Here is a 14333-nt window from a genome sequence, read left to right on the forward strand (position 1 = left end):
GGATTCCGGCGTACAACCCCTTACAGCTGACTGTGCTGCATCTCAGATCAAGATGACTAACCCAAGAGGCGCAGCACCATGGACGTAATTGCAAGCAACGCAGCTGATACACAAGAAATGGCAATGACCGAAATCCTGGCAACTGGCGAGGAAAGGAAGCGGCCATATTCGTCGTCGGACATGGCCTTTCAGTTTAACGATGTGGAGATTCGCAACCCGTATTTTTCACCCTGCGGGACAGCAGTCGTTGACCCCGTCCTAGCGTATGGATTTGACGTCTTCCACACCGGTGGTGGGCGCATGGCACTGCGGAAGGAGTTCTGCAATGGCAACTACCTGCTGTTGTCGAACGAGATCAACCTCGCTGAACCGGAAGATTGGGATGAGTGCACGCTGGGGCTGTACGACGCCGACGGCGATCAGAAAGCCTTCTGTGAGCTCCGTGACGTCCCGTATGCGCAGTTCGGCCTGCCAGAGCATGAGGAGAGTCTCGATGATCCTGTGCGCTTGTTGTGTCCGTGCTGTGGCGCTCGAACCACCGGCCGGCAATGGCGGAATCAGGATGTTGGGCACGGCCTGTGCAGCACCTGCATCGAGAGTGTGCGTGCCAAGATGGCGGCAGATGAGTTCATCAAATGCTATGGCTACCAGGGCATCCACTTTGGCCTGTCGCAAAGCGCTCCCTCTCCACAACTGCTCGACGAGCTCGCTCAAAAGAAATTGCTGGCGCAGGACAGTCCGGATCAGCCAGCACTGGACTCGAACGCACTGAAGGACCGTTACCGTTCATGGGCGCAGGACAACCTCGCCAATGATGATCTGCAGGTGAATGACGGTGCTCAGGTAACGCTGTGTGATGACGGCGCATTTGTCGAAACCTGGACATGGGTGCCGCGTGATTCCCTTCCGGAAGCTGCTGCTCCTGGAGGAGAAACTCACTAACGCTACACAACCGCTCCCTCATCGGAGCGGTTTTTTTTCCCGGGCGCCAGCTGGGTTTGTAGGTCGCTGTGATTCATCCCGAAGCATACGACCAACCTCTCTGGAGATTGCCCATGGCAAGCAAACTAGCACGCTCGGTACCACCTACCATAAAACCAATGGCAGATGCATTGTGTGACGGCCACCGGTACCCACCGGCGGAGATGTTTCGATTCTTCCTCGGAGCGGTGATGGAGGTCTGGGGTTTCCAGCCCTGGTATCCCGTGCCGGATGATGTCCGCGGTAAAATAGGGCGGGTCATCTCGCTGTACGATCAGGCGGTAGCGAACGCAGAGCCTTTCCAGGACATCCTTGGGCCGCTTTATGAGGCGCTAGCAAGTCATGGTGGCAAGCAGATTCTGGGGCAATTCTTCACCCCCTGGTCTTTGGCATCCATGATGGTCAGGATGAGTGATAGCGATACCGACGTACCTCGCGCTGGCGGACTCAAGGCATGCTCCGATCCGGCCTGTGGCAGTGGGGTTATGCTGTTGGCAAAGGCAAATCACCTGCTCGAAACAAAGGGGCCTGGTGAGCTGCAACAATGGCTCTTCCATGCGTGCGATATCGACGGCATCTGTGCTCGCATGACTGCGATCCAGCTGGCAGCTAACTGCGCGGTCCACCGCGTGGTTGTAGGGGAAATAATTGTGCTCCAGGGCGACACCCTTTCTGCCTCAGACACCAAGCAGCGGATCTTGCACGCGACCTCACCGACGCTTATGCGTTCACGTCAAAACCCAATTCTGAAACTTGAGGTAGCCTCATGAAACTGTGGTACACGATCGCCGCGGCTGTAGCCTTCCTAGGGCTTGCCCATGCGGCAAATGCATCAGAGGCATCTGCTGCTGTTCTGTCAGTTGCAACCTCAAAAATGTCCTCGGTAGCTCGCATCAATGGTGCAACTCGGCCAGTCATCTACGTCGGTCAGTTTGACGGCTGTGATTCGGTCTCGATTCAAAATGCGCCCGGGCGCTATGAGCACTTTCGTGTCTGCGGGAACCAGGTCACAGCTCGCAACACGGTGTCACCCAGCTGGGCCGAAGACGATGGTGCCGGGGATGTTCTCCGCGCCGTGGTCGATAATGCGGTTTTGTTTGGTGCGGCTTCACAAGTGGACCCCAATGGTTACCTCATCACCGCTCGTGCTCTGGGCTCAGCCCAGTACTCGTGCACCAATGTTGAAGTGATCTTGAGTTACGAAGGCGACCTAGTCGACAGGGCCTTGAAGAGCATCTGCTCTCATCGCCGTTAACCCACCATCAAACCCCGTCCTTGCGACGGGGTTTTCTTTTGGGCGGCTTTCAGAGGTCGATGGCTCGGGCTGAGGCTTGCTAGCGCCGTTGTGTCGGGTGGCTCCGTTTCATGTTGGCTGTGATGCATCTCACATCACTAGACCAACACCTGAGGGTACCGCTATGAATGCTTCCAACATCGCAAAGAGCTACACCGTAGAAACCCGCGCAACCAACGGGGCTGAAGATGCACCGGACGTTGCTGTCTTCAGCATCGATCAGGCTGCAGCGCAAGGCATCAGTGACCTGGCTCGCTTGGTCAATGAAAACGGACTCTTCAAGGTTGAAAAGTTCGATAGCACTGCGTCTTTCCATCAGTATGCACCTGGTACTGAGGAGGCGGACGAGCTCGGAGAGGAGAACGAGGTGCTGTTGAAGGGTGGTTGTCTGAACGTTGACTCAGCCAGCTTCTGGTTCTCGGGCTTCATCAGAAATTCAGACACCGAGGTGGTTACCGCTCGCCAGCCTATTGATGAGCTTCTCAGCCATTTCGGTCTGAGTGGAAAACTTACTGATGCCGATGCTGGTCAGGAACACCAGTACCTGGTTACCTGGAGCGTCGATGCTGAGGTAGTTGGTGGTCACCATGCTGCAGCTCAAGCTGTTGCTGCCCGCTATTTCCGCAGCGACATTGCGGCTGGTGAGCAAGACACGGCGTGCACCTTCATAGTGACCGCTCGCTCTGATAGTAAACCTGTAGAGATTGACCTCTCGGCCCGTCAGCACACTTGCTGAGTTCGGCATCTTTGGCGAGCACAAACCAACTGGTCGACTGTGACCGAGGAGAGGAGATCCTAAATGTCACCCTACCAGGAGCAGAAGGTTGCTGAACTCAAACGCCTGGGCTGGACCGAAGTCGGGAAACGTTATCTACCAGGTCCCGGCCGGAGGCCTGCGCAGCACGTGTACGAACTGTCTTGCTTGACTGGCAAGCTGCAGGTCTTCGTCCACCCTGCCGAGATGATCTACCTAGCCGCTTAACGCAACACCAAAACCCGACTTTGTCGGGTTTTTTTGGCCCCGAATCTGGCGCGTGCGTGATGTCCGATGTGCGCCATCTCTACGCACTAGGCAAACAATCACGGGAGTAATACCGATGGCGCATACACCAAATCAGCAACGAACCGGTCAGAAAGCTCATGCCCTTAACAAGCTGAACTTCTGCCTAAGCAGGGCAAGGGAGAACTCTTTCTTCGCTCGCACCGAGCCGCACCACCAGAGAGCCGAGTACCGCCGGTTGCGTCGGGAATCGATTCAGGATGCTCGCTACTGGCACAGCCTTTACGTGGCGGCATAGGCAGTCCTCTTGCACAAACGTCAATGCGGTCAATGAACCTTCATGCCCAGGGGGCGACTATGTTGCAAACCTACACTGCAGCCCATGGGGCTACCGTAATTCCAACCGGATTTCACCTGGCGCGAGTTTCAGGCGAGAAGCCGAAGTTCAAATCCGAACCTGATCTGCGCGAGGTCGTCTTCTACGAGTGCTATCTGTCCCAGTGTCACGGTGAGAATGGCCTTGAGCCTTGCGAGTACCTTGCAGAGCGAAATCGCTACCTACTGAGCACTGCGCAGTACATGGTCAACACTGGCCTTTCCAGTAACCCGGTGATCCGGGAGTTGGTGCGGTCCGAGACTGAGGTTAAGTACCTGTCGGTCTAGACCGGATTAGCTACGAACGCAGCACCAACCCGACCAATATAGGTCGGGTTTTCTTTTGAAAGTGAGGGTTCCCGGGACTGATTGCGCCCTACATAACGATCAGCTACCATTTGCAGGTTCGACCGTTTCAGTACGCGCCAAGTGGACCTCTCAACTCACTCGGCCACGAAAAGCCGCCATTTCTCAGGGCGGCTTTTTTTGTGCCTGCAATTTACCCTCGACAGGTTCTGCCCCCCAAAGCTTGTACGGCCAAATTTTTCGGCTATTTGCAATCTGAGGTTGGATTGTAGATTTTAGTTAGAAATGGATCAAAGTCCGTTTTGTGCAAAACTTGGTTGACAACCCTCTTTTGGAAGATGTGCCGTTTCGTGCAAAAGTTGGTTGGAGGCCAAGATGGCAGAGTTCGTAGGTTCGGCTGCTTCGCAAGCTGATTTCATTTGGAAGAACGCGGAAGACCTGTGGGGGGGATTTCAAGCATACCGACTTCGGCAAGATCATTTTGCCGTTTACTCTGCTGCGTCGATTGGAGTGCGCACTGGAGTCTACACGGGAAGCATCGCTCGATAGCCAACCAGCCACGATTGAGTTCTTAGAAGCAGAGTTCAGTGTTGATTTCGATGCGCTGCTATCTTGACCGCCAATCAGACCCGCATGGTTCAGGTTTGTGTATGAGAGTCCCCAAATGGCTGTAGTTCTAACCAAAGCCTTGATTGAAGCCGGCCGCGCCGGAAATAGTGGGTACAGAAAAGGCAGTTGCTTGCGCTGGGCGTAAGTTACCCGCCGAAAAGCGGCTGGATCGAACGACTGATCGGCACTGAGGTATCTGACGAGCAGTACGAACGCTTTCTGGGGCACAGCACGAGCAAGCAGGCTGAACAGATCCTACGCGGAGAGCAGCCAGCCAAGGGGCTTCAGTATGCAAAGCGAGCGAAGAAGCTCGCTTCTGAAAGAAAAGCCACAATTGATCTGGATAACGAGCACCTGTCTGAAATCGAAAAGTATCGGTAGCCCTAGACTTTTAGCCGCTGAAGATCTCTTAGATACCATTGGTGAAACTTGCTGAAGTCAGCCTTCTGTTTCTCTACCGTGCTGTTATAGATCGCATCACTGGTAAACGCACAAGCAGTCCAGCCAGCCTCATAGACGAAGCGAGTAGCTATCGGTGACTTCTTCGGGGTGCTATCCCAGCGGTTTTTGAGCCACCGCGCAAGCCCTTCATCAAGAGGGACCACCAGATTTAGCTGCTGTTTTGTGCGAGTGATACCGACATAAAACAGCCGACGTTCCTCCTCGATTTCCTCTTCGGCCGGAGGGGTGTTCATCGATGTGCGAACGCTGTAAACATCATCGGGTTTGCCGCCAGGAAATTCCTGCTCATTCAGCCCGATCAGTATTACGTTATCCCACTCCAGCCCCTTGGAACCATGCAGTGTCGAAAGGATGAAGGGATCGCAGTCAGTAGCAGCCTCGCCTGGATTCAAGATAAGGTTTAAAAACGTGCGGGAATCGATCTTACTGGAGTCAAGTAGCTCCCAGATCCTCACGACCCCTCGTTGCTGGTCGTTCGATCCAGTGCGAGTTACACCCTCAGAGCCAACACTATCAATGAAACCCTCCATACTCAGGCGTCGTAACACATCGATAGCAGGCGTTTCCTCTCCGTCTTTCTGGCAGATAGTGGCGAGCCTGCCCAGCCGATCTTTTTGGTATTGTGCGCCCTCGAATAACTGACCTAGAGCAGACCATAGGTCGGCGTGCGGAGCCATCAATCCACTGAGCGCCGCTTTGAATTGCCCTTTCTGCCATCTAAAACCAGCCTCCTTCAGAAAGCCGTAAACAATCGCTTGTTTGTTGGGATGGTTTTCCAGTAGCCGCAGATCGCCGTACACAGACAGCAAGACGCCAACTACCAGTATCCCGATTTCGGTGCGGGTGTGTAATGCGCTTGAACCATTGAGGTAGCGATAAGGTAGCCCACACAGGCGTAAAGCAATTTCCGCCCAAGCAAGGTTCGCCTTAGTGCGGGACAATATGGCTTGTGTTCCACTGCTCACCGAGAGGTTTGATAGCACCTTGGATAGGCAGTTATCAAAGTGCAATCTGACCTCTGTTTTGGGGGTGCTAGGATGACTGACACAAAGCTTGGTCAGCTTTGTAGAGTTGCGCCGAATTACCGAGTTAGCCATCAAGGAAAGCTCATGGCCAAATCTGAACGTGCATGACAGTTGAAACACCTTCGTATTCGGGTAGTGCCTTTCAAACAGTCCGCCGATAAAGTCTGGTCGAGCACCACGCCACTCATAAATACACTGGTTAACATCACCAACAGCCATAACCGACGTATCCGACTTAGATAGCAAGCGGGTCATGTCATGCTGTATCAGGTTAACGTCCTGATATTCATCAACAATGATGTGCTTGAAGTGGGCACCAAGGCTGCTGTCATTACGCAACAGTGCGACAGCCTCAATCAAACAGTCATCAAAGGTTCGCAGACTGTTTTCCTCCAGCAGCTCACAATAGCGGCCATAGGCGTGAATAAACTCCCGTTTGATGTTGCTGAACGTTGGATCATTGGCAGCATCAACAGGAGTTACGGCCGCCGCCCGGCAGCGAGCAATAAACAGCTCGAAGTTTTCAATTTCATTGGGGTCAATATAATTCGCCTCATGGTCAAAGCCATAGCGGTAGGCTTGCTTTACCAGTTGCTCATAGCGGTAGTCGCTTGGAGTAATGAGGTCTTTCTTCTTGATTATCTGTTGGCGTTCTCCGTAACCAACAATCTTTAAGGCCAAGCTGTGGAACGTGCGGATTTCTGGAATCACGCTCGACATCAGTGCCGTCTTCAACTTCTCCGTGAAGCTCACCTGCGCCGACTTGTTGTACATCAGGATCAGAATGGAGCGAGGATCAGTTCCCGTCTTGACCAGCCGCTCAACGCGCTTTACAAGTGTGGTTGTTTTCCCGCTACCAGGTACGGCTTTTACCAACGCATGTCCGGTGTCATGGCTGACAATACTTTTCTGCTCCCAAGTCAGTCTTTTGGTCATGCCTTAACCTTGTAATTGGCGCACTGACGGGCCTCGGTGTAGGGAACGATCTTTGCCTTACTGTGACATTGCAGATAGCCATCCTCCCATCGGCCTGCTTGCTCGCACATAATGCAGTTGGGAAATAGTGAATGAGGATCGGCGTGACGGATAAAAGCTCGTAAGTTATCAGCCAGCTCAGCGGCCCCTAACGATCTAGGCCATGTGTTCACGTCAGAATTGATTGTTAAATCCACTTCAGCGAGCGGCATCGTTTGTTCGTTGAGTCGGCCGGAACCACTTAAACTCCAGACAGACATATCCACGTTACCTACTGAGCAGACGCCGCTACAGGTGTCCACAGATTGAAACGGGGGAAGCCAGTTGAATACTCTCAGGTTCTTCTCCTTGATCGAGTAGGCCCCGGTAAGCAACATCTGAATATCAGAGTCAGATTGGACCTTAAACTCAAGAATCGGGATACCGGCTTCGATCTTGTCTTGAGAGCAGGGGTGTGTGACACAAATCTCTACGTAGCAACGCCTTTCGCCAGTCGTATCATACAACATCACGTCTGGTCGCAGCCCTGTGACCTTATCGTGTTTTTCCAGCTCTGCCTGATCGAAAAATTGAGTCAAGTTGTAGCGTGCAGGCACGGATTTTACGCACTGACGTGCTTCGTCTCTAACCAAGGCTAAACGAGAACCATTACAGGCAACCCGGCGCTCCAGCTCAAGGCTAATAGGCATTTCACGGCTGAGAGCTTGTTGGTAGCGATAGAAGAATGCTTCTTTGCCGCACTTGTGAAGATAGGTTTCAAGGGCACAGCATTCTTCCGAATGGCGAAAGTGCTTAGCGTTGAACTCGCCCATTACCGGGGTCAGGGGGCTCTTACAACCTGGGCAGGTGTAAGTATGTGAGCGCAGGGCAGCGCCAATGTGCGTGAGGGTGCCCTCGCCGTCTAGCGCGTAAGCGTATTGTATTGAGCTGGATTGAGTTGTCATGACTGCGTATCCTCCCAAAAAAATCCAGCTAAGAACAGACCTTACGGCAGGCAAATGGTAAGTAGTGCTTCTTGAAGCAGTCGAGTGTACAGCGGCTCAGTGAAAAAGCTAATCGCCCGCTCAACAACCTAGTGATACTGGTGCAGATTCGACAATGAGTTAATGCCCGGAGAGCATCTGCAAGACTTCTAGCTGGAAGGCATTCCAACCAGCCCTCGCTTCTGAAAAGCCGTCAGGAAACGGTAAAATCCAACCAAGTGAGCAACTTCACTTGATCAAAGATCTAAGGCTAGAATGATGGAATTCCAACCTTAGTTTGCAAATAGCCAATTTTTCTACACAGGCGTGTAACGCATTCCTGAGGTACCAGGTCTTCGCAACACCTGGCTACCAATCAGGAGAATCAAGCAATGCAAACCCAAACTGTAAAAGCCGTAGCTCAAGCGGACACCAATGACGGTTTCAACCAGTCGAAGCTTCCGATCGATCGTGAGTCGATTCGCTCGCGCCGGCTTCTGCGCCTGATCGAGCTGGTGGAGGTGCTTCGCGTCCCGGACAACGATCGCACAATCTGGCAGATGCTGCTCGATGCTGGCGCAAACCCCGACTTCATCCTGTTGCGTGACTGCGACGATGATTCACGGCTCGCCCGCCGCCCCGCGCTGCAGGTGAATGTGAACACAAGCAAGCTGCATGGCTTTCTGGTGATCACTCACAACTCGGACGATACAGGCTTCAAAATCCTGCTCCAGGACAAGGGCCATTCGGTGGCTGTCAAAACGGTCAACGATGTTGTCGTGCGCAAACTTGCCGCAACGCTTGCTGATCTGATCGACGACGGCACCAGACGTGTTGAAATCCCTTCGCAGGGCCTGTCTACAAACGCTGTCATTGCCGGGGACTACCTGCTCAGTTCCTAAACGCTTCACCTGACCCACCGCTTGCGGTGGGTTTTTTATTGGGCGCTGCAAAGCATCCCCTGTGACCAAGAAGAGGGGTTCAGATGACCATCACCGTACAGTTCAACCACAGTTACAAGCCTCACGGCCGCATTGTGTTCCGCTTAACCGGAGGAGGGGGGACGGCTCTTGTGGGCGTGCTTCACTTCGACATCGCGTTCGATATCGCCGAGGGATCAGGTTACCTGGCACACATCGGCGCCAATGGGTTTGAGGTGTTCGACACGGTCATCGATGCTGATCTACCTGCGGACCTTGCTCCTTACAATATCGACTACCACCTGCGCGCTAGCATCTGGCGAAAGCCCGTTGCCGGCGGCACCATGATGGTGAGATTCATCCGCCAGTGGCCAGGTTCTCATAGCTGGCTGGTCTACGGCTGTGCACCAACCTCACCGATCAGTGAGGCTGCCTATTCAGCGACGGGCCATGCTTGGTATGACGTGGGAGGGTTTGAACTTTCGCCCATCGTTGCGCCGGCAGAAGAGGCGGGCCTAAACATGGCACAACTGGCGACTATTCCCTCGGTATGGCCTGACTCGGTTGGAGTGCCTCACACGCTGTGCGTGATCCCTCTCAGCTGGCGCCCAGACTACCTAGCGTACTCGAAACTGCAGGTCGCGCTAGGCCGTGGAGAAATGAGTCGAGAGGCGTTCAAGGCACATGTGCTGAACCACGAGCGGCTACATCACCTCTGGTCGAATCCCAATGATGAATACCTAAGTTACCTGGTCCGCCTCGATGACCTGGGCGGCCTTCGCGAGGTAGCGCCGTACAACAACCAGCAACTGCGTGAACGCAAGGAGCTTAGCCGTATGGCCATGCTCTCTTGTCGCTGAAGCAAGCGTTATCTACCGGTCCTTGTGACCGGTTTTTTTATCCAAAAAAAACCGCTGACCTTGGTGGCCAGCGGTGGGGTGTTACGTTGATGCCTCAGGCGAAGCTGCGAGTGGCATAGGACACGGAGTCCATACACGCAAACAAGCTATGCGCCTTTTGCTGGAAGAGGCACAAAGCGATTTGATTGAAATGAGTTTTCTCATCAGCGCTCGGCTCCTCATCGAAGGTGAAGCTGACGGTGCCGCCGTATTGACCGCGGTTGTACAGCGTCTCGATGTCAACCAGAGCGATGAGGCGACCGCCTCGCTTGATGTGACGCCCCTCAAACTCATAGTGTTGGTGCCGCAACAAGCCACGCGCTTTCTCGATGGAGATAGATTTGATTGTCGCAGAGCCATCTTTCTGCAGGGTGATTTCGAATACCTGCAAAGCCTCCTTCATGTCGAGCGCGCACTCCACAAACTCAGTGAGCTTGGGATGCAGGCTGAGCGACGCCAGGTGTGTGCCGTTTTCGCGGATGACCCAGACGTAACGACCGCCGACCGTTCCAGTCTTGGTGAGGTGATCCAGGTCATACTGGTAAAAGTCTTGTTTGTATGACTGAAGAAGGCAGTCATCCGCCTCAACGATGGCACGCATTTGCTCGAACGCTGGTTGAAATTGCATGGGGTCTCTCCTTGAAAGGCTTTTCATGATGCAAGGAGATGCACCACAAGCATGTAGAAAGGAATTTGTAGGGGCGTGTGCAGCATCTCCTGGGGTCAGTTAACAACCAACATTTGGTGAGCCCTCATGTGCCCGAACGATTCCAAGATCTCTCTGCAAGCAGTGGAAAAACTCCTGAGCGACGTCTATGCGTATGACCAGGAACTCAACGACAAGGAAGTATCCCCTGATGGGGACAGCTATAACGATCTCTTACACATGGTCACGCTCCACCTGTCCGCAATGACAGAGGCGGCCCGGGGTGGCGGCCCGCTTCACCAAGGAGGCACGGCTCAACCAGTAGAGGCAGCGCCTGCAGTCGTTCAACCGGTAGCCGCAACCGGCTCTCTGGTTGCCGTGGTGTTGGCTGCCATCGTTGGCCGGTTGTCGTTGAGCAATATCCGGTCGATTCTGCAAGCTTTTGAGCGCTGCTCACAGGAGCAACTCAACGGTAATGCAAACTCACAGCTGATCGCCGGCAAGGCGCTCTCTACGGTCATCTCGCAGGGCGTCGATGCGATGGTCGCCAGCGATCGTAAATACCTTGAGTCTCTGCTGGCGCCGCAAGCGTAAGCAGTCAACCCTACGAACCCGGCGCTGCCGGGTTTTTTTCGTCTGCACAATGAGCTCCGAGCGGGTAGGCTTTCACATCTACGCGACACCACTGAATTCGCGCCGCTATCTTGGCGATGCTGCGGTATGCCCAAAATCAGCCACCACGACGGGCATTCAGGCAAGAAATCGTTGTCATCAGTCAACCTTGCCGTTGCCGAACGATAACTCGGCAATCTCTTTCCAGGCCGATCTGTTCCCTTCCAGCCAGTCTGCTGGATCTTCACCTGCAAACAACTTTTGCAGCCAGTCCGCTTCGCTTGCCAAACGAAGATAATACTGAGGGTGATGTGCGCCTGGTTCGGTGCTCTTCTCAGGCTCTTCATACCGATAAGCCTTTAGGATACGGTCCCCGCAGTTCGTCTTCAAAAACCGGATGAACCGATGCAGATTGCCATGTCCTCCAGCGCCCATACCGCGCTTCAGGTTGAAGTGCTCGTAGATGAAGCCAGTGGCATAGGCCTGTTTGGCTCGATCGTGCCGGACGCACAAAATCATTCCATCCAATCGTCCTCCACAGACGCGCAACAGGTGGAAGGTGACCTCTTTGCTGTCCCTTTCGTACAGGAAAAACTCGCTGTACTCGCTGCCAATGTTTTTCGCTGGAAACATCGGCCCCACACCACTCTCCAACCAGTCCTGTGAGCCGCTCGACCAAGCTATTACGCGATCGAGCATGTCGAAAGATGGAGAAGCAATCCCATCAAGGCAATCCAGCAGGTGAGCAGGGGTTTCCTCACCAATCAGGCGGGCGATACCAGCCAGTGTGGGAGCGTGGCCAGGGAAGAAGACCTGGTCCTTGCGCAAATGTGCAAACAGCAGGTCCAGGCGATCACCTACACCTTTCTGCCAGATCTGCCGGAGGGTCTGGTTCGGTGCAGGCTCAGGCTCCAAGGTAGAGACGTAGGTTTGCAGAATTGCTCGAACCTCCCCCTCGATCGAGCGGTTGTTTTTCTCAGCTGACTCACAAATTGCTTCGTAAATGTGGTCCGGCAAATCCCGGATTCCGACTCTAGCCATAACCAACGCCTCCTAATGAAACCCTACACTGACGCCATAACGACGTCATTATGGCGTCATTTATACACAAAAAATGCGGTCAAAAAGAGGGCTTTTTGATGTAATTTGATTTTCGTGGGGCTGCCAGGCCTGGAAAAGGGGGGTATCCTGCCCAACCACATCCGCTGGCCACCTTCTCGAACCTCTCTTGCACCGTATTGAGGGCTTATCAAGGTGGCATGGGTAACCCTGCGGCAAATGCCGTTGTGGTCCGGGGTTGGGGAAGCCCAGTCCCATTACCCTCAATGCGCCTGCCTCAGGTTTACTGCCCTGTGTTGCACATCTCCGGTCATACAGCCAACAGGAGATTCCCCCATGCAACATTTCCAAAAAGCAGCAGTTGACCGCACCGATCGGCAAGCGATGATCAGCTTCTTGGCTGGCCACTATCGCTACGACACCATGAACCATTGGAATCGCTCCACAAGCTACGCTCACTGCGTGAAGTTCCATGCCCTCGGCTTGGATCCAGAGCTGGCGGAGAAAGCCTATGAGCTACTCAACGTCGACTTCTGGGACGAACTGCGGTTGGTGATCGAGGACTTCGTCGTCGAAATGAACGGGGAATACACCATCAGTAGCAACGGTCGATCGAATGGTTACCTGGTGCTCGTGAAGAGCCAATGGGAATCCACCGGCTACCACTCCTATTGCCGAAGCTGCTCCCAGCGCAATTACCAAGCCTGTACCGAGGGTAATAATCGCTGCGGCCGTTGCGGCGCTGAGGGAGAAGCCGGTCGCCACAACTTCCGGCACCCACCTAGAACTCTTCGAGTCTCTGGCCAATCTTTGGACCAGGAAGAGGACTTCCAAGAATGGTCCCTGGACCAGCTGGCGAGCCGTGTTGAGGTTGTCGAGGCATTCGATCGTGCCTGTGACAATGTTCGAGCAACCTTCATCAGCCTGCTGAGCCTGAACGTCGTCGAAGAGACCGTGCTTATCCCGCAGAAACGCTATGTGCTGCAATCGGCATAGCCCCACTCAACGCTCCACCCACCGCTGGCCTACGGGCTGGCGGTTTTCTTTTTCCCAATGAAAAGCCCCGACACGTGGTCGGGGCAGGGCGGAGCGTTAAGCCCTCTTGGCAGCAGCCTCAGGGTCTGCGATCAGTCGCAGCAAGTCGTCGATCGGCAACGGGCACAGCTCCCGCATGTCGTCGTTAGTGTTCTCCAGTCGCCGGCGTAGCCCCTGGAGCAGCTCATGGAGCTGTTTTTTCTCCAGCAGGTTGACCGCCAAGACCAGGACTCGCCACACAAGCTCAGATTCGTCGTCAAGGTTATCTGTGCGTTTCCGGAGATCCGAGAAGTAATCCAGGATCTCACCGCTATCGAGGTGATCGTATACGTTATCCGGGCTCCAAGTGACCTCGGTACCGTAATCGGCCGCGAGTGCAGCTGTTACTTGATTACGCAGTTGCGGCATCAGGTCCCAGTCCCAGGCCCCCTGTGCTATCGCATTGAGGACAACGTCCTGGAGATGGGACAGCGTTTCCAGCATCTGCGGGAACAACAACCGCCGCACCGAACTTGCACCTTCCCAGACAGCGACCTGCAGCGCATTGCGCATGGGCGTGCCTTCCGACTTTTGTCGGCTGAGGCCTTCGACCAGCACATCGCGCAACAAGCGGTCGAGCTCGCTGGACGTAGCGGCCGCGGGCTTGAGCGTTGTCATTGCCAGCATCTGCAGTTTCACAGGCCGACCGTAGTTATCGGAGCAGTTGAACGTATCACCGTCCCATTGACCGGCCGCGATTACGGCTGGCGACAACAGGGTCTCGCAGTTCTGTCCCCACAGCAGGCGAACCTGAGTAATGCTTGAATCAGTTTCTTCAATCTCCGCAGTGGAAAGCGTGGTGAGCCCAGGCAGCATCAGCTGCACGTGGGAGGCAGTTTTCAGCAAATCAATGAAGCCGGAGAGCAGCGCGTTGGTCATGGTGGATCCCTGAAAGTAGTTGAACTTGCCATCAGGGATGTGAAACACGCACGAATACCCCCCCCTCCCTTGTTCTGTGCGCTTTACGCCGCCGGTCAATCTCGGCCCGCACTCCCGGCGCCGGCGCTTGACCCTATTCTGGCAGTGAAAAAACCAGACGAGTACAAATGTTCTCCACTACACTCCACGGACATGCAATTAACAGTCAAAGCAGGCCGACCTAGCTCCCGTCCATCCTGTACCACCGGAGTCGCC

At 54.4% G+C, this 14333-nt stretch carries 14 protein-coding genes and 1 pseudogene; 10 read left to right on the top strand and 5 right to left on the bottom strand.

From position 1 onward, the window contains the following. Positions 1-123: 123 nt before the first annotated feature. The 6 genes and pseudogenes from M1D87_RS27560 to M1D87_RS27585 all read left to right on the top strand — a co-directional run bounded on the left by M1D87_RS27560 (position 124) and on the right by M1D87_RS27585 (position 4946). Positions 124-942, top strand: coding sequence for a hypothetical protein (locus tag M1D87_RS27560; protein ID WP_144000591.1), 819 nt, complete (start codon positions 124-126; stop codon positions 940-942). A 113-nt stretch (positions 943-1055) separates the two neighbouring features. Continuing rightward, entirely contained in the window at positions 1056-1751 is a 696-nt protein-coding gene (locus M1D87_RS27565; RefSeq protein ID WP_052261101.1) for an N-6 DNA methylase, read from the top strand. Further along, the gene (locus M1D87_RS27570) at positions 1748-2236 is read left to right on the top strand and encodes a hypothetical protein (protein ID WP_039614967.1); all 489 of its coding nucleotides are present in this window, start codon (positions 1748-1750) and stop codon (positions 2234-2236) included. Before M1D87_RS27565 ends, M1D87_RS27570 begins: the two co-directional genes overlap by 4 nt. 163 nt (positions 2237-2399) lie before the next feature. Continuing rightward, positions 2400-3011: a hypothetical protein gene (locus tag M1D87_RS27575; RefSeq protein ID WP_223817436.1), complete on the top strand. Its 612-nt coding sequence runs from the start codon at positions 2400-2402 to the stop codon at positions 3009-3011. Positions 3012-4331: 1320 nt separating this feature from the next. Continuing rightward, positions 4332-4551, top strand: a pseudogene (locus tag M1D87_RS27580) (type I restriction-modification system subunit M N-terminal domain-containing protein); the annotation flags it as partial. Between the two features lie 140 nt (positions 4552-4691). Further along, entirely contained in the window at positions 4692-4946 is a 255-nt protein-coding gene (locus tag M1D87_RS27585) for a hypothetical protein (RefSeq protein WP_000880375.1), read from the top strand. Between the two features lie 2 nt (positions 4947-4948). On the opposite strand, the gene M1D87_RS27590 is transcribed toward M1D87_RS27585, so the two are convergent. Then, positions 4949-6988: an ATP-dependent helicase gene (locus M1D87_RS27590; RefSeq protein ID WP_101740169.1), complete on the bottom strand. Its 2040-nt coding sequence runs from the start codon at positions 6986-6988 to the stop codon at positions 4949-4951. Continuing rightward, positions 6985-7971, bottom strand: coding sequence for a competence protein CoiA family protein (locus M1D87_RS27595; protein ID WP_000211824.1), 987 nt, complete (start codon positions 7969-7971; stop codon positions 6985-6987). Before M1D87_RS27595 ends, M1D87_RS27590 begins: the two co-directional genes overlap by 4 nt. Before the next feature lie 410 nt (positions 7972-8381). Between M1D87_RS27595 and M1D87_RS27600 the strand changes: the two genes are divergently transcribed. Continuing rightward, entirely contained in the window at positions 8382-8891 is a 510-nt protein-coding gene (locus M1D87_RS27600; protein ID WP_039614965.1) for a hypothetical protein, read from the top strand. 83 nt (positions 8892-8974) lie between these two features. After that, positions 8975-9769 (top strand): hypothetical protein, encoded by a 795-nt coding sequence (locus tag M1D87_RS27605; protein WP_023662271.1) that lies wholly within the window; start codon positions 8975-8977, stop codon positions 9767-9769. 94 nt (positions 9770-9863) lie between these two features. Here M1D87_RS27605 and M1D87_RS27610 read toward each other — a convergent pair whose 3' ends face one another. Continuing rightward, positions 9864-10436, bottom strand: a complete 573-nt coding sequence (locus tag M1D87_RS27610; RefSeq protein WP_023662270.1) for a hypothetical protein — start codon at positions 10434-10436, stop codon at positions 9864-9866. Positions 10437-10562: 126 nt separating this feature from the next. Here M1D87_RS27610 and M1D87_RS27615 point away from each other — a divergent pair, with 126 nt between their 5' ends. Next, positions 10563-11048, top strand: coding sequence for a hypothetical protein (locus tag M1D87_RS27615; RefSeq protein ID WP_023662269.1), 486 nt, complete (start codon positions 10563-10565; stop codon positions 11046-11048). Between the two features lie 177 nt (positions 11049-11225). On the opposite strand, the gene M1D87_RS27620 is transcribed toward M1D87_RS27615, so the two are convergent. Further along, positions 11226-12107 carry a FitA-like ribbon-helix-helix domain-containing protein gene (locus M1D87_RS27620; protein WP_023662268.1) on the bottom strand — a complete coding sequence of 294 codons (882 nt, stop codon included), beginning with the start codon at positions 12105-12107 and terminating at the stop codon, positions 11226-11228. A gap of 354 nt (positions 12108-12461) precedes the next feature. On the opposite strand from M1D87_RS27620, the gene M1D87_RS27625 reads away from it, so the two are divergent. Next, complete coding sequence (locus M1D87_RS27625) at positions 12462-13121, top strand: hypothetical protein (RefSeq protein WP_023662267.1); 660 nt, start codon at positions 12462-12464, stop codon at positions 13119-13121. Between the two features lie 96 nt (positions 13122-13217). Here the strand turns inward: M1D87_RS27625 and M1D87_RS27630 are convergent, their stop codons facing one another. Next, on the bottom strand, positions 13218-14078 hold the full coding sequence (locus tag M1D87_RS27630; protein ID WP_031325020.1) for a hypothetical protein: 861 nt from the start codon (positions 14076-14078) through the stop codon (positions 13218-13220). Positions 14079-14333 lie beyond the last annotated feature (255 nt).

The organism is Pseudomonas sp. SA233, assembly GCF_054792385.1.

Excerpts from the sequence above, each read along its gene's own strand:
- M1D87_RS27560 (WP_144000591.1), top strand. The coding sequence starts at position 124 with ATGACCGAAATCCTGGCAACTGGCGAGGAAAGGAAGCGGCCATATTCG.
- M1D87_RS27565 (WP_052261101.1), top strand. The coding sequence starts at position 1,056 with ATGGCAAGCAAACTAGCACGCTCGGTACCACCTACCATAAAACCAATG.
- M1D87_RS27570 (WP_039614967.1), top strand. The coding sequence starts at position 1,748 with ATGAAACTGTGGTACACGATCGCCGCGGCTGTAGCCTTCCTAGGGCTT.
- M1D87_RS27575 (WP_223817436.1), top strand. The coding sequence starts at position 2,400 with ATGAATGCTTCCAACATCGCAAAGAGCTACACCGTAGAAACCCGCGCA.
- M1D87_RS27590 (WP_101740169.1), bottom strand. The coding sequence starts at position 6,988 with ATGACCAAAAGACTGACTTGGGAGCAGAAAAGTATTGTCAGCCATGAC.
- M1D87_RS27595 (WP_000211824.1), bottom strand. The coding sequence starts at position 7,971 with ATGACAACTCAATCCAGCTCAATACAATACGCTTACGCGCTAGACGGC.
- M1D87_RS27600 (WP_039614965.1), top strand. The coding sequence starts at position 8,382 with ATGCAAACCCAAACTGTAAAAGCCGTAGCTCAAGCGGACACCAATGAC.
- M1D87_RS27605 (WP_023662271.1), top strand. The coding sequence starts at position 8,975 with ATGACCATCACCGTACAGTTCAACCACAGTTACAAGCCTCACGGCCGC.
- M1D87_RS27610 (WP_023662270.1), bottom strand. The coding sequence starts at position 10,436 with ATGCAATTTCAACCAGCGTTCGAGCAAATGCGTGCCATCGTTGAGGCG.
- M1D87_RS27615 (WP_023662269.1), top strand. The coding sequence starts at position 10,563 with ATGTGCCCGAACGATTCCAAGATCTCTCTGCAAGCAGTGGAAAAACTC.
- M1D87_RS27620 (WP_023662268.1), bottom strand. The coding sequence starts at position 12,107 with ATGGCTAGAGTCGGAATCCGGGATTTGCCGGACCACATTTACGAAGCA.
- M1D87_RS27625 (WP_023662267.1), top strand. The coding sequence starts at position 12,462 with ATGCAACATTTCCAAAAAGCAGCAGTTGACCGCACCGATCGGCAAGCG.
- M1D87_RS27630 (WP_031325020.1), bottom strand. The coding sequence starts at position 14,078 with ATGACCAACGCGCTGCTCTCCGGCTTCATTGATTTGCTGAAAACTGCC.